This window comes from Microvirga sp. BF8, from assembly GCF_059888585.1.
This window is the reverse complement of sequence record NZ_CM187619.1, coordinates 3,427,501-3,447,574: the sequence shown is the minus strand read 5'-3', so window position 1 is coordinate 3,447,574 and position 20,074 is coordinate 3,427,501. Positions and strand designations below refer to the sequence as shown.

Here is a 20,074-nt window from a genome sequence, read left to right as displayed (position 1 = left end):
ACATGCAGCAATCGTCGCAATCGTCGTGCCGCGTCATGGGCGCGCTCGCGATCGGTCTGTCTCTCATGTCCCAGCCGCTGATCGTCGCCACGGCCCAGGCACAGCAACCGAAGCCGAACATCCTCTTCCTTCTCGCTGACAATGTCGGATACGGCGACATCGGGATTTACGGCGGTGGAGAGTTGCGCGGCGCTCCGACCCCGCGCATCGATCGGCTCGCCGCTGAGGGCTTGCGGCTCACGCAGTTCCTGGTCGAGCCGGGCTGCACCCCGTCGCGCACCGCTTTCATGACCGGGCGCTACTCCATCCGTTCCGGGCTCTCGCTGGTCGCGGTCGAGGGCACGGCCATCTCGCTCCCGGCTCAGGAAGTCACCATGGCCGAGATGCTGCGCGACGCTGGCTATGCCACGGCGATCTTCGGCAAATGGCATCTGGGGAGCGAGCCCCACAGCCAGCCGCAGAACCAGGGTTTCGACGAGTTCTACGGCATTCCGCCGGCGGCGACCTGGGACGCCTTCCTGAAGGTTTCCCAGGGCCACCGGACCAGGTCGATCGACATCCCGCCGGACGAGGGGCCGCAGATCGTCGAGGCCAGGACGGGCGAGCCGTTGCGGGCGGTCAAGCCCTACACCGCCGAGGTGCGGCGGGAGATCGACTGGGAACTGGCGGACCGGGGGACCGAGTTCATGCGGCGGCAGAAAGCGGCCGGCAGGCCGTTCTTCCTCTACCTGCCGATCTCCCGGACGCACTTCCCGAACCTCCCGTCAAAGCGCTTCGAGGCCCAATCACGCATCGGCCAGTTCGGCGACTCCCTGATGGAGGGCGATGCGATCGTGGGCACGATGCTCGACGCGCTCGGGGAGTTGGGCCTCGAGAACGATACGATCGTCGTGTTTGCGTCGGACAACGGCCCCCAGGGCGCGGTCGTGCGCGAGTTCGGCGGGGACATGCCCGACATGGGCTCGCCGGGACCGTACCGTGGCGAGCTCGGCGACGTGAGCGAAGGCTCGATCCGCACGGCCGCGATCATCCGGTGGCCCGGGCGTATTACTCCGCGCACGTCCCAGGCAATGGTTTCCATCATGGATTTCTTCCCGACGTTCGCACGCCTGGCAGGCGGTAAGGTGCCGGACGACCGCCCGGTCGACGGCATCGACCAGACCCAGTTGCTGCTTGGCACGAGCGCGACGGGAGGACGCGAGCATCTGCTGACCTTCGTCGGCCCCGATCTCCTGGCCGTGCGGTGGAAGCAGTTCCGGGCATATTTTGCCGACGTCACGCCAGGCCGCAGCGGTTGGGGCGGCACGAACATCCTGGCAGGGACCGGCGGAAGCGCGGCGCCGATGAACGGATACCCCAAGGTCTTCAACATCGAGGCAGATCCGCGAGAGGAGTACAATATCGGTGCGATGTACGAGTGGGTGATCGGGCCGGTGCTGAAAGCCGAGGGGAATACAAGGGGAGTCTCGCGAGGCATCCGAACCCGCCGGCGGCGAACATGACGCGGTTTTGACGGTGAGACCGAGATCACACGCACGACAAGCCAACATGTATGCCTTCAGCCCATTCAGCACCAAGAGGTCATGAATGGGTACGACCGCAGTCACCGCTCCCGATTCCTTCTCGCTCGAACGACCATGAAGACGGTCAGGAGCCTACCATCCAGCAATAGGGCTGCGTCATGCATAACGGAAGGGCCGCTTATGGCACGAGGCGGAAGTGCGCTAATGTTCTGGAATGGCCTGATGAGCGGACATTCATAATGTCTTCTGTCGTTGCACTTGACCTAGAGGCAATCCACGCTCCGTGGCCTTTGATAACCTGCCCGTGTCGGCGGATCGGCGCTCTCTCTCAGATGTACTTCCGGTAATCCGAACTTACGACTTGGCCCTCGCGAACGTACTTCAGGACTTCTCCCACCTTTCTCGCAGCCCGGATCGGAATCGGGAGCCGCTGGTTCATCTGGGTCGAGTTCCAGTTGATCTTGGTCAGCGCGAAGACCTCCTCGGCAATCTTCGAAACCGGGTTGTCGGAACTTGGATGCGGACACAGCAGCAGCGGCCTGGGATCGTAAAGCCCCGGATAGGTGCCGTAGTAGGGCATGCTGCCGTTCGTGTAGAGCAGCCCGTTCCTGCCGAGCTCGATGAACGTGCCGCGCATGACCGGGTAGTTGCCGTCCCGCAGGATCTTCATGGAGTAGGACTCCTGCACCCAGACCAGGTCGCGCAGTTCCGTCCCGGCCTCGTCGAGGGCCTCCAGGATGCCGTCCGCCTCCTCCTCCCGGAACCGCGACGTCTTGAGGACGATAACGCGGGCCGGGAGGTTCTTGTGATGGTTCTTATACGCCGCCAGCACATTGGCGATCAGGTCCCGCGCATCCTCGCGGGTCATGTAGGGATGCCTGCCGCGGGATTCGGTATGGGCCCGGTTGCCCTTCAGGATGAATCCTCGTCCGCGCTCGTCGAACATCTGAGCCGAGCTGGTGAAGAGCTGCTGCCCTCCGGCCTCGCGGTAGAAGCTGACACCGACGTAGCAGGCCGTGAATTCACCCTCCTGCTGCATCTTGCGCCACGGAACCCGTCCGCTGCCCTTGTAGTAGAGAGTGGAGAACAGGTTCCAGCTCCTTCCTGCCGCGTCCTGGATCTTGCGCGAACTACTTTCCTTGACCTTTCGCGGGATCACGACCTTGTCGTCGATCACGTCCTCCCAGATGATCTGGATCGGGAAACTGAGACCCATGCACCTGGCCTTGAGCATGCCCCTAAAATCAGGGGCATCGGAGCCGCCGCTGTCTTCCTTCTCCGTGGTGCCGCGGGAGTCGACCTTCGCATTCCACACGCGCTCGATCAGCGCGACCGGAAGGGCGACGATTGCGACGTTCGGCCTGTTGCTGCCCTCCTCGAGTGCCTGCAACTGCGCGACGATCTCCTCGACCGCCAGATCGAGGGACTTCTCATGGTTCGGCTCGCGCGTGATCCGGTCGATCCTGCCCTGGGACAGCACTGCGGTCGCACCCTCGGGGATCTCGAACTTGCAGCGGAACGGATTCTGGTTGCCGAGTCCCGGGAAGGCAGGGTGCAGGTTGGGGAGGCGATCCGACATCCCGGCAAACCCGCCTGCGGATGACTCGAGGAACCGTTGCGTCCCCTCGATTGTCTTGGCGCTGCCGACGACCCCAATCCTGATCACTTCTCCGACGAAGGGTTGGAGCGGGCCGGCCTCGACGAGTCCGAGGCGCGGATCCGGATGATGGAACTTGTCGCCGAACTCCAGTTGCGGCTCGTCGAAGATCCTGCTCTCGAACTTCATCAGAGATCCAGCCTTTCCTGGTCTGCGTCTGCCTCATCCACCTTTCTCTTCTGCGACCCCCAGACGTCCTCGGGAACGCGCCTGTCGAGGGCAACCTGCGGGGGCTCTCCGAACCTGAGATGCGGTTCCATCGCGCTAACTTGCGCGAAGAGATCGTCGGCCGGCTCCGCCCAGGTCAGGAAGCGGTGCCACATGATCACCTGACCGCGCAGCGAGGCGCTATTGTCGAGCCGCTTCTTGCCGGATAGCAGTGCGTCCGGGAAGGAATGGGGAATGAAGCCGTTGGTGGTGAAGTGGTACGAGGGACTGACGACCAGGAACCACTGGTCCTGAAGTAGCTCGAAGCGCGGCACGAAGGCATGGTGGCGGACGAACCCGACCCGCGCCGGGTCCTTCTTGTCGCGCGAGACGTTGACGACCTCGGCCTCGGTCTTCTTCTTCGAGGATTCGTAAGCGAAGCGCCGCGGCTGGTTGGCCTCGTGCGCCATGAAGTAGAGCAGTCCATGCTTCTTCTGCCAGCCGAGGTCCTTCCGGAACTGGTGGCGCAGCGCGTTTTTCAGGAGGAAGGCGAAGTTGTTCTGCTCGTCAATGTCCTCATGGAATGCGAGATAGGCGGTCTCGATCGCCTCGACCTGATCGACGTCGACGATCTCGCGGCAGGGCGAGGTCCTGGGATCGTGGAACGACCAGAACGTGCCGCCGCGGATCGTCCAATCGAAGCGCGCGGGCTCATCGCCATCGAGCAGGATCGCACCTGCCTGTCGACTGGAGTGCGGGGTTGACGCGACGTACATCTCCGGCGGCAGGATGACGGGAAGGATGTTGACCAGCGCGTCCTCGCCTTCCCCGAGAGGAGGGACGTAATGGCCGAAGCCGTTCTTCGGGACCGTGAGAGCGGCAAGGCGGTCAACGGCATTGCGGTCGAGGACGTCACGTTCCTTGACGAAGCGAAGGCGACGCTCGCCGTCATTGAACCCACTCGGCACGGCCTGCCAGTACAGGGACGCGTCGGATCGTCGGTAGAGGACGATGATAACGGGCAGGTTCGATGGCCGCCAGTACTCCAGGTCCTTGCTTCTGAGCGAGTAGCTGAAGCCGACCTCATCCTCGGAGGGGTACGTCCCCGAATCCGTCGCCTTGACCTGCACAGCGATCATGCGCGCCAAGGGCCGCCCTGAATCCATAACCTCGGCGATACCGTCGATGCCGGCCTCGAGCCGGGATCGCGTGTCGAACTGGAAGCCCATGTCGAGAAACCGGAGTTTCACGGCTGTCTCGCCCATCTCCCCGGTGATCTGGTTGCTGGTAATGGTTTTGGACATAGACCGTGCGCTGGGAGATTGAGAAAATTGTTGACCGGATTCGATTGTTGCGCGGGTTGCACGGCGTGTGAAGCCACGTCATCCCGGAATCGTCAGCCACATGAACAACCGAAATTTTCCTATTGACAAGCCGAGCAGGTTTCCTATTTGTTCATGTCTATGTCCCAGACTCCCGCATTCGTCGCCGATACCGGACTGCGCCCTCCGCGCACCGTGCGGCCGTGCGGCATCCGAATAGCCTCGATACGCTGATTTCCTGAGCCCGCCCTATCGGTTCACGCGACGGCATCCGCCGTCCGCAATGGGACAAGCGTACCCATGCCAGTCTCCCAACCTTTCGCCATCCGCGTCGACGATGGCCTCAATGTCCTGGCCGGCATCCGCGAGGAGGCATCGGCACTCTCCTTCAGCCCCCGCGGCACGGCCCGATGCGAGGGTCGGCCGATGTTCCGGCATCGCGCGGCACGTGATTTCGCATGCCTGCTCGACGTCGATCAAACCGTGATCACGTGGTCGTGCCTGCCGATGGTTCTGCATCACGCGCAAGGTCCGCACGTGCCGGATTTCGCGGTCACCCGAATGTCGGGCACAACTCTGATCGACGTGCTTCCGCTGAATCGCGAAGCGCCTCTGCCGCCCTTGCTCGCGGAAGTGGCCCTCGCATCAGGCCATCGATACGAAGTCCTCGCCGAAAGTGACTTTCCGGAAGGCTTCCGGCTCGACAATGCCCGCGATCTCCTACGCTACGCCAACCACCATGTCTCGCTCGGGGATCGCGTGCGTCTCCTGACGTTGCTTGAGGAACAAGGTCCGATGCCGCTCGCCGTGTGCATGCAGGTCATACGCGACGGACGTGATCCGATAGGGACAATTGCCGCCATGGCCCTGCGCCGCTTCGTCGAGATGGATCTCGACGACCACCGCATCGGCCCGGAGACCCGCGTCTCCCGCTGCCACGACTGAACCGATCGCATCCACCAACACCGCAAGTCGCCGGCCGCCGCTCCTCGGTGCCGCACGCGACGGAGCATGCTTATGACATTTATCATCAGGAACGATGGCCCGGCGCCCGAGCTGGAGGCCGAGATCCATCGGCTGCGCGGCCTCGTGCAAGACCTCGACGACATCCGGCGGGGACGTCATCCCGACAAGGCCCGCCTGGCCTCGTGCCCGACGATTCACGACTGGCAGGGAATCACGCGCCCCGATCCATGCCTGACGGGGATCATGTTCAACCACCCGACCATTGCCGACGGCAGGCAGGGTGTCACCACGGGCCTGTGGGTGCTCGCTCCGACCCTCGGCTACGCGCGCACGATCACCCGCTTCTACGCCCTCGGCCGGAAGGACCGCTCGTTCGTGGTCCCAGCCGGCAGTCCGCGCACGTAAAGGAGAGGACCGATGACCCGTGCGCGGAACCTCCCCGACAGGCGCAAGGAGACAGCACCCCGTCCGGTCGACGTCGGCAAGACGCTGGCATGCAGCCTCCTCGTCCGCACCCTGCGAAATGCCGGCCTGCATCATGTGCTGCGCGGACAGCCCGGCATCGTCGGCATCGCGGTTACCGACGACGACGATCGCGAGGTGTTCGTCGCGGCCGCGAAAGTCCTCCTGCGCAGGACGGCCCGGGACGGCTTCGATCCCCGTCTCGCCATGCTCGACCCGGAGTACGAAGTGATCACGTTCGAGGGCGGCAGGAGGAAGCGGTCGAAGGCGGATGTCGCCTACCTGAGGGAGAGGCTGGCCTCACGCTCGCGGCTTCTCGCCATCGCCCCGGCCCAGGCCGACTTCCCGCAGCTCTTCCGCGCCGCCGCCGACGCAATTCTCACGCCCGCCCCGGTTCACCCACGTGCACTCAAGGGCTCGCTCGAGGCCGTCCTCGGACATCCGCCGCCTGCCGACCTCATGGAGGCGGCAGGCGGTGTCCCGCTCGCCATGATCGGCGCCATCGTCAGGCGTGATCGCAGCCTGCGACAGGCGGTCCGCCTGCTGACGGCGGCCCGGACGGGCGGGGCCACGTCTCGCTCCGTGCATGACGCCCGAGATGCTCCCACGCTCGACGACCTGCATGGGCTCGGCGAGGCAGCGGAGTGGGGACGGTCGCTGGCACTGGACATGGCGGACTATAGGTCCGGCCGGGTCCAGTGGCGCGACATGGACAAGAGCATCCTCGTCAGCGGTCCGCCCGGGACGGGCAAGACCATCTTCGCGCGGGCGCTGGCCGCCACGTGCATGGTTCCGGTCCACCTGCACTCGCTCGCGCGCTGGCAGGCCAAGGGCCATCTCGACGACCTGCTCAAGGCGATGCGCCGCGCCTTCGAGGAGGCGAAGGCCGACGCGCCCTGCATCCTGTTCGTCGACGAGCTCGACTCGTTCGGCGACCGGGAGCGGCTCGGCGGGCACAACGAGCAATACAGCCGCGAGGTGATCAACGGCTTCCTCGAGTGCCTCGACGGCGCGGAGGGGCGCGAGGGCGTGGTCGTCGTCGGCGCCACCAACCTGCCGGAGAAGATCGATGCCGCGATCAGGCGTCCCGGCCGCCTCGACAGGCACGTCGTCATTCCCTTGCCCGACCTGGAGGCACGCAAGGGCATCCTGCGGCACCATCTCGGCGGCGCGCTTCCCGGCACCGACCTGACGGAGGCGGCGGAGCGGCTCGAGGGCGCGACGGGTGCGGTGATCGAGCAGGTGGTGCGCGACGCCCGGCGCATGGCGCGGCGCGAGCGGCGGGATCTCGGGATGCACGACCTCACCGCCGCCCTGCCGCGGAGGCGACGTCTCTCCGAGGCCGATTTCCGGCGCGTCTGCATCCACGAGGCGGGCCACGCGGTCGTCGGCTGCCTGCTGGCGGACGAGACCGGACAGACCCTCACGGAGGTCTGTGTGTACCGCGAGGTCTCGCCGAGGTCGACCGCCGGCCACACGGCCTACTGTCGCTCCGGCGCGATGCGCACGCGTGCAGGCTACCTTGCCGAGATCACCGTGCTTCTGGCGGGGCTCGCCGCAGAGGAGATCGTGCTCGGCGCCTGGGGCGACGGAGGCGGCGGGTCCGATGGGAGCGACCTCCAGCAGGCAACGGTGATCGCGACCGCCATGGAAGTGTCGTTGGGGCTGGGCGATGGGCTCGTGTACCTGTCGCCGAGGGATGACTCCGGGCTAGTGACGCGGCTCCGTGCGGATCCCGCGCTCAGGGCTGGGGTGGAGCGGACCTTGAGCGAATGCCTGGGACGCGCACGCGCGATGCTGGGCGCGCGCAGGAACGCCCTGGGGAGGCTTTCCGATCATTTGGGACTGCATGCGCGAGCCTCCCCGGCGGACATGTCCGCCGTCCTCGCCGAGCCCGGCGCCGGTCCGGTCGCCATACTTGGTCCATAGGACTCGCAAGGAATGGCTGGCCGCGCACGGCGACTTCGCGCGAATCCTGCCGACTGCGAGAAAGTCCCGGACGCGGGAACCAAAACGTGCATCCTGGTTGGGTCGATTCGCGCAAGCCCGGATCGAATGGACTGAAACCTTCGGAGTCTGACCAGCGACCCTTTCCAGAGGGATTGAATCCGCGAGCGCCTGCCCGCGGACCAGGGAGGATTTTGCCATGCGCCTGACAAGCCCCGCCATCCCGATCCGCGCGTCCCGCGTCGGAATGGACGGTTCCCGGCCCGCCTCGCCAAGGACTCGTGCCGCCTGCCCGGACGCGTCCGGGAGCCTGCGTCGGGTGCCTCGCCCGACGTTGCGTTCACGACCGTAGCCGTCGCCCTGGGCAGGCCGACCCGGCGCACCCACAGCCGGAGCGGCGCCCGCAAGCGACATCGGATTCCACCAACCTGCACGACACCGTCGGCGGGAACGAAAGAGCCATGCCATGAGGAGACCGACCTCCAGACCGTCCCGCATCGAGCCTGCGAACTTCGGGCTCGATCGCCACCGCCACGTGCCTGTGGACGAACCTAAGCCAAAGCGGCGCGGTCCCTCGCGGACGAAGATGACGACGGGGCTCGCCGCAAGGGGCTTCGTGTTCGCGCACGATCCCACCCAGGAGGCCGGGATGATCCACGTGCTGACGAACCCGGGCACCGCCCTTGTCGCGGACCGCCCGCACGAGATCACCTTCCATGCCTTCGAGGCGGACGGATCGGTGATCACCTTCCGACACGTGCCCGACTTCGCCGTGCTCCGTAAGGACGGCACCGTCCAGGTCCTCGATTTCGTCAGGCGCTCCGTCCTCGCGTCACCCACCTGGAAGAGGCGCGCCGAACTGCTGAAGGAGGTCTATCTCGAGGATCACGGGATCCTCTACGGCGCCGTCGACGAGGTGACGCTCAGGGTCGAGCCGCTCTACTCCAACCTCGTCGTGCTGTACGCGCACTCGAAGGAGACACGGGACCGGGAGGCGCTCATCGCGGTCCGCGGCGCCCTCATGCAACTGGGGCTGCCGACGACCATCGGCCAAATCCGCCGCTCGGTCCGTCTCCCCACCGGGTTCGAGGGCACCGTATGGGAGAGTCAGTACGATCGGGTTCTCCCGACCATCTCCGCCATGGCCGTGAGCGGTGAGATCCGCCTCGACCACCGAGACGGGCTGTCGGACGCCACGTGGCTGCCCCCGGCAGGGGAGGGGTAAGCATGAACGTCCACAATCCTGCCTGGCTCGCCCTGTTCGGATCCTCACGCCCCGTACAGGAAGTCGATATCGCGGTCGGTGACGTCTATGTCCGCGGCAAGCCCTGGATCCCGACGGAGAAGATCATCTGCACCGTCGAGTCGATCCTTCCCGGCGATGCCGCCCACCCCAGGATCATCGTCTTCGCCGAGATGGCGACGAACGGCCGGAAGTTCTACGAGACCGACGCGTCGCTGGAGATCCTCGAAGCCAACAACGGCATCCGGCCGCTCTCGTGCGACCCGATGACCGCTGCGGGCCGCGGCAGGTTATCGGGCCTGACGCTGGAACTCGGGGAGGGCTGGACCTGGGAGGAGACGAAGGCTTGGTACGCCCGCAAGTGCTACTTCGATCCCCGGTTCAAGCGATCGAGGACGGCCATCGAGCGCATCATGACGACGATCGAGGGTGCGCCGACGGGGGTTGAGATCCCTTGCTGGTCGACCGTGCTACGCGAGATCGACAAGAACCTCCAGAACGCGTGGTACGACCCGGTCGAGACAGCCATGCGGAAATCGACGGCTCTCGCCCAACCGAGCATCTTCGGCGATGCGGTCGAGAAGCTGATGCAGCGCTGCCTGTTCAAGGCCCTCAAGCTGCCCAAGGGACGGGCCACCCATGCGCTCGGCTTCCTGATGAGGGTGTGCAGGAGGCTCTATGGACTCGATCCGGACCAGTTGCCGGACCTCCGGACGGTGCAGCGGAGGATGAAGGCCATCCCGGATTACGTTAAGGATTACGTCCGATATGACGCCGAGATCGCAACCCGGCGCCACGGCTCGATCATCCGGCGTCTGCTTCCGGAATGTCCGCTGCACACCGTGGAGGTCGACGACCTTCAGATGGACTGCGAGGTCTGCGACGACGTCAAGCTGATCCCGCTGGGCCGCCCTTGGCTGATCATGATCCGTGACCGGAAGACGGGCGTGATCCTCGGCTTCGCCCTCGCGGTTGGCGCCCCCTCGTTCGAGAGCTTCGTCGAGGCCCTGCGACATGCCTGGCAGCCGAAGGACATGGAGGCCTATCCCGGCCTCGACTGGCGCTTCCACGGGAAGTTCCTCTTCCTCGTCGTCGACCGCGCCGCGCACTTCGTCGGACACAGCATGGAACTGGCCGCCAAGCACCTTGGCTTCGACATCGTCGAACTCGCCCCGGCATCGCCCCAGCTCAAGGGCGGGCTCGAGGCGGCAAACCGCTACGTCAACGAAGAGGTCGGACACATGGTGCCGGGCACCGTCATGGGGAACGTGAAAGAACGGAAGCTCCACGAGGAGACACGGAAACCGCCGATGCTGAAGCTCTCGGAACTCCGTTACCTGATCGTGCACTTCATCTGCACGAACCTGAATGTCCTGCCCAAGAAGGGCATCGGCCTGACCCGCAACTCGGTCGGCGTGCCCAGTGCCATCTGGGACCGCGAGATCGGCAAGATTCCCCGCCGCCCGATGATGAACCCGCTGATCTTCGACAGGCTGACCGGGGACCGCAAACAACTCACGATCCAACGGCAGGGGGTGACCTTCGACTACATCACCTACTGGTCGCCCGACCTGACCCAAATCACGCTCCACGAGCGGCACACCAAGGGCGCGCAATACGATTGCCTGAGGAACGCGAACGACCTCAGCGCCATCTGGGTGCATGCGGACTTCCTCGAGGAGCCCTTGAAGGTGCCGGTCTGTCCGGCCGACGCGGGTTATGCCACAGGGTTGACCAAGGATGTCCATGAACTCCTGAAGCGTCAGGCCAAGGTCGAGGCGGACGAGGCCAGGGCGAAGGCGCTGTTGGCCGAGCACTACAGCGCGGCTGCGCAGCTCTCGTCGGAGATCGACGACCTCCGCAAGCTCCACGACATCGAGGGCATCATCACCCGCATCAAGATGAGCGAGCAGCAAAAGCGCATCGCGAGCACCATCACGCGCGGCACCCACAGCCCGACGGCGAGCGCCGATGTCCTCGACATGGTCAACCTGCCGTCCGTACCCGAGACGGAAGCACTGCCGCCCAATGCGTCGCCGATCCACAGGCCGCCGGATCCGGAGCGGGCGGGCAAGGTCCGCCAGTACAGGCGGGAGGACGGGCGCATGGTCGAGATCGACCGCGGGGTGCCGGGAGAGCCTCCCGCCCCCGGGCCGTCCGTCCCGACGCAGGAGGACGTCGATGCGGAACTCGAGCGCATCGCCGCGATGAAGAGGGCAAGGGGGTGGTCGGAATGATCGGGCTTCGCGCACCGCGCACCTTCCACACGACCAGGTTCACGGAAGAGACCCGGAGGACCGTCGACCGGATCCCGATGGCCGAACGGCTCGGGATGGTCGAGACGATGCACGTCGATCACCCGGCGTTCCGGGAAGGCTACCGCTTCGTCGAGAGGCTGCATTACCCGGTCGGCGAGGGGATCGTAGGAAAAGGCCAGATGAAGATGCTGGTCGGGGACTTCCGCTCCGGAAAGACTAGGATCGTCGAGCGGTACGCCGCCGACGTGAACGGCCGCAGGTCCGACCGGAAGACGACCCCCGTCGTTCACGTCGAGTGCACGTCGAACTGGTCGGCCAAGCACGTCATGATCGCGTCGATCGAGCAATTGACCGGTGTCGTCCAAAGCGACAGGCCGAACATCCGGCTTCTTACCCGGCTCGCGATGGAGATGGCTGACCGTTTCGGCGTCGAGCTTTGGGTCATCGATGACATCGGCTGGGTCATCAACCGGAACGTGAAGTATGCAGCCGACCTGATGACGAACCTTCGGTCAGTCCGCGACGCAGGAATCTGCAACATTCTGCTGGTCGGGTCTGCCGCGACGCACAGGCTGATCGAGACAGGCCATCCCTACATCGGGCGCCTTGCGAACCACGTCGTCGTCGGCATGGACTGGCATCGCGGCGGCCGCGACGACTACACCATGTACCTCGACGACCTGGATGAGCTGCTGCCATTCAAGCGGAAGTCTGGGCTCGCCGTCTGGGCCGCCCACTTCTACGACCTGTCGAACGGTTCGCCCGCCTTCACCGGGTTGCACGTGCGGGACGCAGCCGAGCGTGCCCTCGGTGAGAACGCCGAGTGCATCCGGCATGAGCACCTCCGCGCCATGGGGGTCCATTTCCGGCGGCCCGGCGACACCTTCACGCATTTCGTCGACCGCCTCGAGGATCACATGGTGGGCCGGCGTGAGGTGCCGAAATGAACGACCTCGGTCCCCTCCGCGGCGGGTTCTGGCCGGACGGCGAGGAGTTCTCGACGACGGTCGCCTTCCGCTATGCGCCGGAGCCGCTCGAGTTCGAGACGGCGCATGGCTGGCTGCGCCGCGCCCTGCGGGCGAACGGCCAGCCGAGCGTCCCGCCCTTCTGCATCCAGTTCGGCCTGAACGATCGCTACCTTTCCCCGATGACGTGCCTGCGGATTGCCGCCAATTCGGAGGTCGAACGCCTGGACGACCTAGAGGCCAACACGGCGCGCAGGATCGGGAACCGGACGGAGGTGCGCGGCGAGGAGGTGACGAGGTTTACGTGGTCGATCAGGCACCGCCGCTACTGCCCGGCCTGCCTGCACGAGAGCGTTCATCACCGGGTGTTCTGGGACTTCAAGTTCTACATGACGTGCCCGTACCACGGTGTCCCGATCCTCGGGGATCCGGCGACAGGCAGGGTCACCTGGGCCCCGACCGATCTCGCCTTCGATCACGACGGCCGCTACCTGCCCATCGAGTCCCCGCGGCTGGAGCAACCGCTGGAGGGCCTGGAACTCCACCTCGTCCGCCGGCTCTCCGGTGCCCCGCCCCGTCCGGCACCCCTGCTCGACCCCCACCGCCTGGACGACGTCATGTGGACCGTGCGGACGCTCGGCGCGATGCTGCTGGGCGAGCCGCAACACAAGCCGAAGGTCCTGCGCGAGGTGCTGGTGGCCCGTCAGGCCAAGGGATACGCTGCCCTGGCATCCGCGCGGTCCGATCTCCATCAGTCCCTCGGCGAACATGCCGATCGGCAGGCGGCAGCCCTTCCGCCACGTGCGGAGCGGTCGGTCGGAGGTCTCTTCGGATGGTTCGCCGACCTGCTCCGGGTCCGGCCCGATCCACTTGCCGCCATCATCCTCGGGACGATGGTCGACATCGTGGACGGGCATGGCCGCCGCTCGGCGCGCGGCAGGAGCAAGCCACCCACCCAGGTTCCCGATGGCAAGCTGACGCTCACCGAGTTCGCGGCGCGTCTCGGCATCGGCACCAGGGCGGTGCGTCGGATCCCGGGCCTCGACGACGTGGCGCCGGGCCCGAGGGGAGGGGCCTCGCGCCTGTACTTCACGCTCGAGGAGGTCGAGCCCGCGAGGGCGGCCATCGACACCGCGATGGATTCCCGCGAGACCGCTTTTGCCCTCGGCCTGCGGGTCACTGACCTTGCAAAGCTGGAGCAGGCATCGCTCCTGCGGTGCGTGCCGAAACGCGACCGGGTTTCCCGCTCGAAGGCCTACCACAGGCCGGATGTCGCCGCGCTGCTCTCGCGCCTCGCCGGATTTGCCAAGCCGACCGTCCCGTCGATCGGGTTCGAGCGCAAGGCGACCACGATGCGATGCAGGAGCGGGGTCCTGGCGTGCCTCGTGATGTCGGGGGAGGTCATTCCGGCCGGAAGGGGAGGGAGGGGCCGTGGCTTCCGTGCCCTGAGGTTCGATGCGGCCGAGGCCGGGGTGAGGCCGCAGGATCCCGGCGTTTCCGTCTCAGAGGCATCGAGAAGGCTCGGGGTGTCGCTCGCGACCGTGCGGATGCTGGTCAGGGAAGGACACTTACTCACTGTCGGCCAGGAACTGTGGCGCGGCGGAGTCTGTCCCCAGTCCTTGGACGAGGTATGCGCCAGGTATGTCGCGACCGATCGCCTGGCCCACAGCTTTAGGTGCCATCCGAGGTCGGTTGCGCGCCACCTCACCGACGCCGGCGTGAAAGTCCTGAAGGTCGGGCGGGATGCCGTGGGCTTGGCGTCGCGGGCTGAGGTGAATGCCCTGTTCCCGGACGACGGCCGCGCTGACGATCTCGGGACGATGCCGGAGGCGGAGCGCTGGCTGGCAGGACTCCCGCGGGTTCGGCGCTGGCGCACCCCCCGGATCGCGACTGCGGACGGCGGCTTTTGGTACACCGCGATCACCAAGCGCGTCACCGCCCTGCTGAGGCTCGGGGAGACCATCGACCTGACGGTCGACTGCTCCGCCAAGCTGAGCCAGCGCCGCTACCGCATCGCCGGTCTCGTCGAACCCGTGCTGGCGGAACGCCTACCCGGTCTCGTCATGGTGAGGGACGGCGAGGGGCACTGCGTGCTCCGCTCGACGTGCCCGCCGGAGGCTGTAGGCGAGCAGGACCATGCCGCCAGGGATCGCTGGCTCGTGGCGGCGCTGAGTGCGCTTGCGGACGTCTTCACGCTGGTCGGAACCGAGGCGAGGCTGCGGGATATGTCCTGAAGGAGCGGGTCCGAATGCTCCAACCGACCCGGGTCAGCAACGCCGGTCTGCGCTCCCAAAGCGCTTAGCCCTCCGGCTCCACACTGACGGAGCGGCACCGGGCTGCGGCAGCGAGACGGTCCTGCGACAGGACTGGGCTGTCGGAATGAAAGTCCATTTGATCTGCTTCCTGATCCAAGGGTGATCGATATTGAGGAAGCTCCCAGCGCCGTGGGCTTCCTCGACCTCCTTCAGGATGTCGTGGCTGCGGACGGCAACGCCAAGGAGTTCAACGCGGGATTTCTCAGCAATGCAACCCGGAGGAATTCTCCTCGGTGATGCCCCAGATTTCCTTCTCGATGAAACCGGGCGGAATGACATCCGTCGCTGCCGTTGCATCGGGCGGCTGGAAGCCTTCTTCCACTGCGGACGAGATCAGTATACCGATCGCCTCCTTGCATTCATTGGTTGTCCTGAGACTCCCGCGGCTCCAGTAGCCGTCGCCATCAGGCGAAACCAAGCCACACAGGGCAGCCCCTTCCTGATGCAGGCGGCCTGAAAACGACAGCATCAGCATCCAGCCGCTTTTCCAGTGTACGGCAGGGCCAAACTGATCATCCGGAATGAATTGCGGATTGTCATTGTCAGGCAAAGTGGTGTCTCCCTGTCCAGCCGTAGGGGAACCGCCGGGAACGCAAGACACCAGGATTCAGGGCAGATGTATAAGCTTAGGAAGGGCAGCTACGGACATGGGACGAGCCTCCCGGAAGCTGATGTCGAGACACTCAAGAAGGCGTTCGGGCGATTTGCGCGACCGGAATTCCGCCCGTATGGGGAGGATCTCACCCGCAGATTGAGCATGGAGGGGCATTGGATCGGGTGTGGCTGCACGAAGGTTGGCGAACGACGGCCTCTCCTTTTTCCCCTGGCAAGAGGTGGAATTCAAAGAGAGGATCGTGGGCACGGGACCGAGCATGCGGAAACATGTGAGTTCATGCGGGATGCGGAATCCCAACGTACCTTGGTTCAGTCCTATGGACGGATTCCCCGGTCGCCGGAGGGGAGACTGGCGTTTGGGCTTGCTCCGCCCTTCGAGGCTAGACGCCGCCAGGAACCCCGGCAAACTCGTTACGTGACCACCAACAGGAGCCGTCCGGGACTTGCAAGGATGCTGTGCGAGCTCCTGGCCGACGCCGGCTTGGATTATATCGGCTTGAATGAAAACCCGCGGCGGGAGCTCGGCCCGCAACTTGAAGCGATCAGGTCTGCCGCGGGCCATATCGATATCGCGCCTGGCGTGCCACTCAACCGATGGCTGGCCCTATCGCTACAGGAACTTGCAGACCTGAAGACACGAGTCGCCGCTGAGGGTCAGGATTGGATCGGGTGCAGGCCACACGGAATCTTCATTTCGACATTCAAGGAGATCGGGCAGGGAACGCTTCTCCCGACACGACGGGACATCCCCGCAATCGACGTAACCGGCACACTCGCGATCTTCGGAGAGGCACGTAATGCCCGTCGCCCATATTACCTTGTAATCGGGTTGGTGGCAAAGGAAGCCCAGGCGTCCCCCGATGCGGCAATCGTCAGGGCCTATGCTCATCCCTGTGTCGACTGGGACCACCTGACACTGGTCGACAGCAGTCTTGAACGCGAAACCCTGGCTCAGATTCTTAGTTGCGGGAGATGGCTGTCAAGGAAGCTTGGCGTTCAAGTCAGCGTCCAAAAGCCTCTCTTCGACGTAGGACCGGGTACGGCCGACGAGGCAAGAGAAATCTGCCTTCCTGACTTTGTCCTGACCGCACATGGGACTGACGTCCGTCACTCCACCGTCATCATCGAGACGATGGGATATCAGGACGAAGCATATCGACACCGAAAGGCACGAATGCGTGCATTGTTCGAGAACGTGAACCGTACGATTGACGGACCACCGACCCCTGTCATCGAGCACGACAGGTTCCGCACCAATCATGCCAAAGATGCAGACGACCGCCTTTGGTCCGACATCCGGTGGACAATCACCAGCGCGAAGCCAGGGTAACGGTAGTGCCTTCAGTGGCACAACGTTTAGCCATGCCGCCAGCTTGTCGGCAGCCGTAGAATCGTGATCCAGGTAGAGACGCTCCCATCCGCGGCTGCCCCACAATCCTGGAATCCTGTCGCTTAAGTCCAGTCAATCGCAAGGCAATGTCGTTCCGGTCCAAAGCCGGTGTCGCCGGAGCGAAATTCACCAGAGGATTCAAATGGGCGGGGTCTCAAGGGGGCTGTCGCCCTCCAAATATTGCCGCACGTACCCCTTCGTCAGGAGGAAGCTCTCCACCTCCTTGAAATCAACGCAGTATATCAAGGTCAGTACTTAGGCTGCGACTTCTTCCAACTCGACCGTCTTGATCGCCTCGGCCGCGTGGCCTTGGATCCGGCGGATTTCCCGGATCAGGATCAGGGCCTCCTGCTCGGCCTCTTCAAGCGTGTCGCCGATCACGAGCAACCCTTCGATGTCAGGCGACGTGATGACGTGATAGCGTCCGTCAGGCGTAAAGCCATGCTCGAGATGGATGGACATGCTGCTCATGATCATGGCCCCACTATATGGCAAGTCACTCAGCCCGGCAACAAGCATGGCCGTTCGCGTTGACCGCTGTCGGCCGGGTAACGCCAAATGCCCTGATCCGTTCCCTTTGTATGCAACCCAATACCGTTCGATGGAACCGTGCCGTCCAGGATCGTCGGCTACTCGGCTGCCTTGACCTCGTGGCTCATGGCCATGGCGGCCAGCCGCTTGGCTTCCTTCTCCGCCGCCTCCCTGCGTTCGCTGTAGCGGTCGGTGAGGTAGTCCGAGCGGTCGCGCGTCAGGAGGGTGAACTTCACCAACTCCTCCATCACGTCGACCACGCGGTCGTAGTAGGAGGACGGCTTCATCCGTCCGGCCTCAGTCGACGTGCCCACCGGAGGCAGCGGACGAACTGGACCACGCCGCAAGGGATACGTGGCTCGTGGCGGCGCTGGACGCGCTTGCGGACATCTTCACGCTGGTCGGCACCGAGGACAGGCTTCGGAATTCACCCTGAGGAAAGGGGAACCCGATCCCATCGTCGACTTGGGTTGGATGCCATTGGCAATCCCCAGCAGGTGCTCCCGGGGCTGGCCACCATGCGCCTGCGGGGCCAGGTCATTACAGGTGTTTCGGCGCATGGTCGTGGGGCGGTTGATTTAGGGGACGTCCTCCAGTGCCACGCATGAGATCTCCGACTCGATGTAGCCGTCGGGGATTGCATCGGCCGCCGCTCTGGCATCCGGCGGGCAAAAGCCGTCCTCGACCGCGGAGGAGATCAGCAGGCCGATTATCTCCTTGCATTCCCATGTGGTCCTTGCGTCACCACTGCTCCAGTATCCGTCGCCATCAGGGGAGACGAGACCGCACGAGGCGGCCACCTCCTCGGGAATGCGTCCTAAAAAGGACAGAAGCAGCCTCCAACCGCTTCTCCATTGGATGACAGGTCCGAACTGCCCATCGGGATTGAATTGCGGATTGTCATTGCAAGGCAAGGTGCTGTCCCCCTATCAGCCATAGGGAATATCCCGCAAATGCAAGACACCAGGAAACAGGACAGATGCTCAAGGTCAAGAAGGGGAGCTTCGGGCACGGGAAACGCCTCGCTGAGGCGGATGTCGACACGCTTAGGAAGGCATTCGGGCGGTTTGCACGGCCTGAAGCTCGGCCTGATGGCGAGAATCTCACCCGCACGTTGAGATTGCAGGATTATTGGATCGCCTGCGACTGCACGAAGGTCGGTGGACGGCCGCCTCTTCTGTTCCCTTTGGCAAAAGGAGGAATTCGGAGGGAGGATCGCGGGTACGGCACCGAGCATGCGGAAACCTGCGTATTCGAGCGGGATGCGGAATCCCAGCACTCCATGGTTCGGTCCTATGGACGGTCTCCCCGATCGGCGGATGGGAAGCTGACGTTCAGGCTCGTACCGCCCTTCGAGGCGAGGCGTCGCCAGGAACCAAGACAGACGCGTCACGTGACCACAAACAGGAGCCGTCCGGGATTGGCTCGGGTGCTGTGTGAGTTGCTGTCCCTCGCGGGCTTGGATCGGATCGGGATGGGCGACGGACCGCGCTGGCAGCTCGATCCCCAACTCGATGCGATCAGGGCCGCCGCCGCGCACGTGGATATCGCTCCTGGAACTCCGCTCGATGAATGGCTTGCCTTGTCGCTCCATGAATTCGCAGAACTGAAGACAAAGGTCGCCGGAGAGCAGCACGATTGGGGTGGGGCAGGCCGCACGGAATCTTTATCTCAACCTTCAGCGGAATCGAGGGTGGAAGGCTTTTGCCGACGCGGCAGGACATCCCTCCGATAGACGTGACCGGCACCCTTTCGACTTTTGGTGAGGGGGAGATCGCGCGACGGCCGCCCTACTTGGTGATCGGCGTGGTCGCGCGGGAGACGCCTGCTTCGCAAGATGCCACAATCGTTCGAGCATATGCCCATCCCTGTGTCGCATGGAACCGCCTCACCCTGGTGGACAGCGACCTCGAACGCGCATCCTTGAAACAGATCCTTCGCTGTCGGAATTGGCTGGCCGAGAAATTCGGCATCACCGTCGACATCTCGAAGCCGCTCTTTGATCTTGGACCGCTCGGTGACGGCGAGGCCAGAGAGTTATGTCTGCCTGACTTCGTCCTGACCGCGGAAGGGCCTGACGTTCTCCATTCTACCGTTGTCGTCGAGACAATGGGTTATCAGGACGAGACATACCGACAGCGGAAGGCTCGACTGCGTGCGTTGTTCGAAAACGTGAACCGTACGGCCGGTGGACCACCGTCCCCTGTCATCGAGCACGACAGGTTCCGCACCAATAATGCCAAAGAAGCAGACGACCGCCTCTGGTCCGACATCCGGTGGATGATCACCAGCGCCAAGCCGGGGTGATGGTAGTGCCTTCAGTAGCACAACGTTTGGCCATGTCGTCAGCTTGTCGGCAGCCGTAGAATCGTGATCCAGATAGGGACGCTCCCATGCGCGGCTTTCCCACAATCCCGGAGTCCTGTCGCTTGAGCACGGCCCATATCGGGTTGATGTCGTTCTGATCCAAGGCCATTGTCGCCGAGACCGAAATTCACTAAACAATTCAGACAGGCGGAGTCTCAAAGGGGCTGTCGCCCTCCAAATTCCCTAGGTCACGATCGGGGCCGAGCAGGACGCGGCCTCCGCCATTCGGGCTCTTGCAACGTTAAGCATGATCCCCATATTTCTCTGGCGAGACGAGCCGGTTAGCCTCTCATTTTCTCGTTCCCTCCATCTTCTTCGAAGCCCAAGCGCCAAGCGGAGCCACCCCAGAGGTTGCGCCCAAGGAAT

General features: G+C 64.4%; 15 protein-coding genes and 1 pseudogene. 11 read left to right on the top strand and 5 right to left on the bottom strand.

The genetic code is table 11. The features are described 5' to 3' along the window. Nucleotides 1-2: 2 nt before the first annotated feature. Nucleotides 3-1,502 (top strand): sulfatase-like hydrolase/transferase, encoded by a 1,500-nt coding sequence (locus tag AC522E_RS16305; RefSeq protein WP_500747303.1) that lies wholly within the window; start codon nt 3-5, stop codon nt 1,500-1,502. A 349-nt stretch (nt 1,503-1,851) separates the two neighbouring features. Here AC522E_RS16305 and AC522E_RS16300 read toward each other — a convergent pair whose 3' ends face one another. Next, entirely contained in the window at nt 1,852-3,309 is a 1,458-nt protein-coding gene (locus AC522E_RS16300) for an argonaute/piwi family protein (RefSeq protein ID WP_500747302.1), read from the bottom strand. After that, nucleotides 3,309-4,631 carry a DUF4365 domain-containing protein gene (locus AC522E_RS16295; protein WP_500747301.1) on the bottom strand — a complete coding sequence of 441 codons (1,323 nt, stop codon included), beginning with the start codon at nt 4,629-4,631 and terminating at the stop codon, nt 3,309-3,311. Before AC522E_RS16295 ends, AC522E_RS16300 begins: the two co-directional genes overlap by 1 nt. Before the next feature lie 318 nt (nt 4,632-4,949). Here AC522E_RS16295 and AC522E_RS16290 point away from each other — a divergent pair, with 318 nt between their 5' ends. The 7 genes from AC522E_RS16290 (at nt 4,950) to AC522E_RS16260 (ending at nt 14,724) form a co-directional block, all read left to right on the top strand. Beyond that, entirely contained in the window at nt 4,950-5,594 is a 645-nt protein-coding gene (locus AC522E_RS16290; protein WP_500747300.1) for a hypothetical protein, read from the top strand. 72 nt (nt 5,595-5,666) lie between these two features. Continuing rightward, nucleotides 5,667-6,020, top strand: coding sequence for a hypothetical protein (locus AC522E_RS16285; protein WP_500747299.1), 354 nt, complete (start codon nt 5,667-5,669; stop codon nt 6,018-6,020). A gap of 12 nt (nt 6,021-6,032) precedes the next feature. Further along, nucleotides 6,033-8,006 (top strand): AAA family ATPase, encoded by a 1,974-nt coding sequence (locus AC522E_RS16280; protein ID WP_500747298.1) that lies wholly within the window; start codon nt 6,033-6,035, stop codon nt 8,004-8,006. 484 nt (nt 8,007-8,490) lie between these two features. After that, on the top strand, nt 8,491-9,249 hold the full coding sequence (locus AC522E_RS16275; RefSeq protein ID WP_500747297.1) for a hypothetical protein: 759 nt from the start codon (nt 8,491-8,493) through the stop codon (nt 9,247-9,249). A 2-nt stretch (nt 9,250-9,251) separates the two neighbouring features. Further along, the gene (locus tag AC522E_RS16270; protein WP_500747296.1) at nt 9,252-11,504 is read left to right on the top strand and encodes a TnsB C-terminal domain-containing protein; all 2,253 of its coding nucleotides are present in this window, start codon (nt 9,252-9,254) and stop codon (nt 11,502-11,504) included. Further along, nucleotides 11,501-12,472: a TniB family NTP-binding protein gene (locus tag AC522E_RS16265; protein ID WP_500747295.1), complete on the top strand. Its 972-nt coding sequence runs from the start codon at nt 11,501-11,503 to the stop codon at nt 12,470-12,472. Before AC522E_RS16270 ends, AC522E_RS16265 begins: the two co-directional genes overlap by 4 nt. After that, nucleotides 12,469-14,724 (top strand): TniQ family protein, encoded by a 2,256-nt coding sequence (locus AC522E_RS16260; RefSeq protein WP_500747294.1) that lies wholly within the window; start codon nt 12,469-12,471, stop codon nt 14,722-14,724. The genes AC522E_RS16265 and AC522E_RS16260 overlap by 4 nt, the downstream gene beginning before the upstream one ends. 283 nt (nt 14,725-15,007) lie before the next feature. Here AC522E_RS16260 and AC522E_RS16255 read toward each other — a convergent pair whose 3' ends face one another. Continuing rightward, nucleotides 15,008-15,355, bottom strand: coding sequence for a hypothetical protein (locus AC522E_RS16255; protein ID WP_500747293.1), 348 nt, complete (start codon nt 15,353-15,355; stop codon nt 15,008-15,010). A gap of 66 nt (nt 15,356-15,421) precedes the next feature. Here AC522E_RS16255 and AC522E_RS16250 point away from each other — a divergent pair, with 66 nt between their 5' ends. After that, nucleotides 15,422-16,750, top strand: a complete 1,329-nt coding sequence (locus AC522E_RS16250) for a DUF8535 domain-containing protein (protein WP_500747292.1) — start codon at nt 15,422-15,424, stop codon at nt 16,748-16,750. A gap of 315 nt (nt 16,751-17,065) precedes the next feature. On the opposite strand, the gene AC522E_RS16245 is transcribed toward AC522E_RS16250, so the two are convergent. Both AC522E_RS16245 and AC522E_RS16240 read right to left on the bottom strand, forming a co-directional pair. Continuing rightward, nucleotides 17,066-17,281 (bottom strand): hypothetical protein, encoded by a 216-nt coding sequence (locus tag AC522E_RS16245; RefSeq protein ID WP_500747291.1) that lies wholly within the window; start codon nt 17,279-17,281, stop codon nt 17,066-17,068. A gap of 158 nt (nt 17,282-17,439) precedes the next feature. Beyond that, nucleotides 17,440-17,640 (bottom strand): annotated as a pseudogene (locus AC522E_RS16240) (hypothetical protein); the annotation flags it as partial. Nucleotides 17,641-18,320: 680 nt separating this feature from the next. On the opposite strand from AC522E_RS16240, the gene AC522E_RS16235 reads away from it, so the two are divergent. Together AC522E_RS16235 and AC522E_RS16230 are read left to right on the top strand one after the other, a co-directional pair. Beyond that, nucleotides 18,321-19,076: a DUF8534 domain-containing protein gene (locus AC522E_RS16235; protein ID WP_500747290.1), complete on the top strand. Its 756-nt coding sequence runs from the start codon at nt 18,321-18,323 to the stop codon at nt 19,074-19,076. A 2-nt stretch (nt 19,077-19,078) separates the two neighbouring features. Next, nucleotides 19,079-19,648, top strand: a complete 570-nt coding sequence (locus AC522E_RS16230) for a hypothetical protein (RefSeq protein WP_500747289.1) — start codon at nt 19,079-19,081, stop codon at nt 19,646-19,648. Nucleotides 19,649-20,074 lie beyond the last annotated feature (426 nt).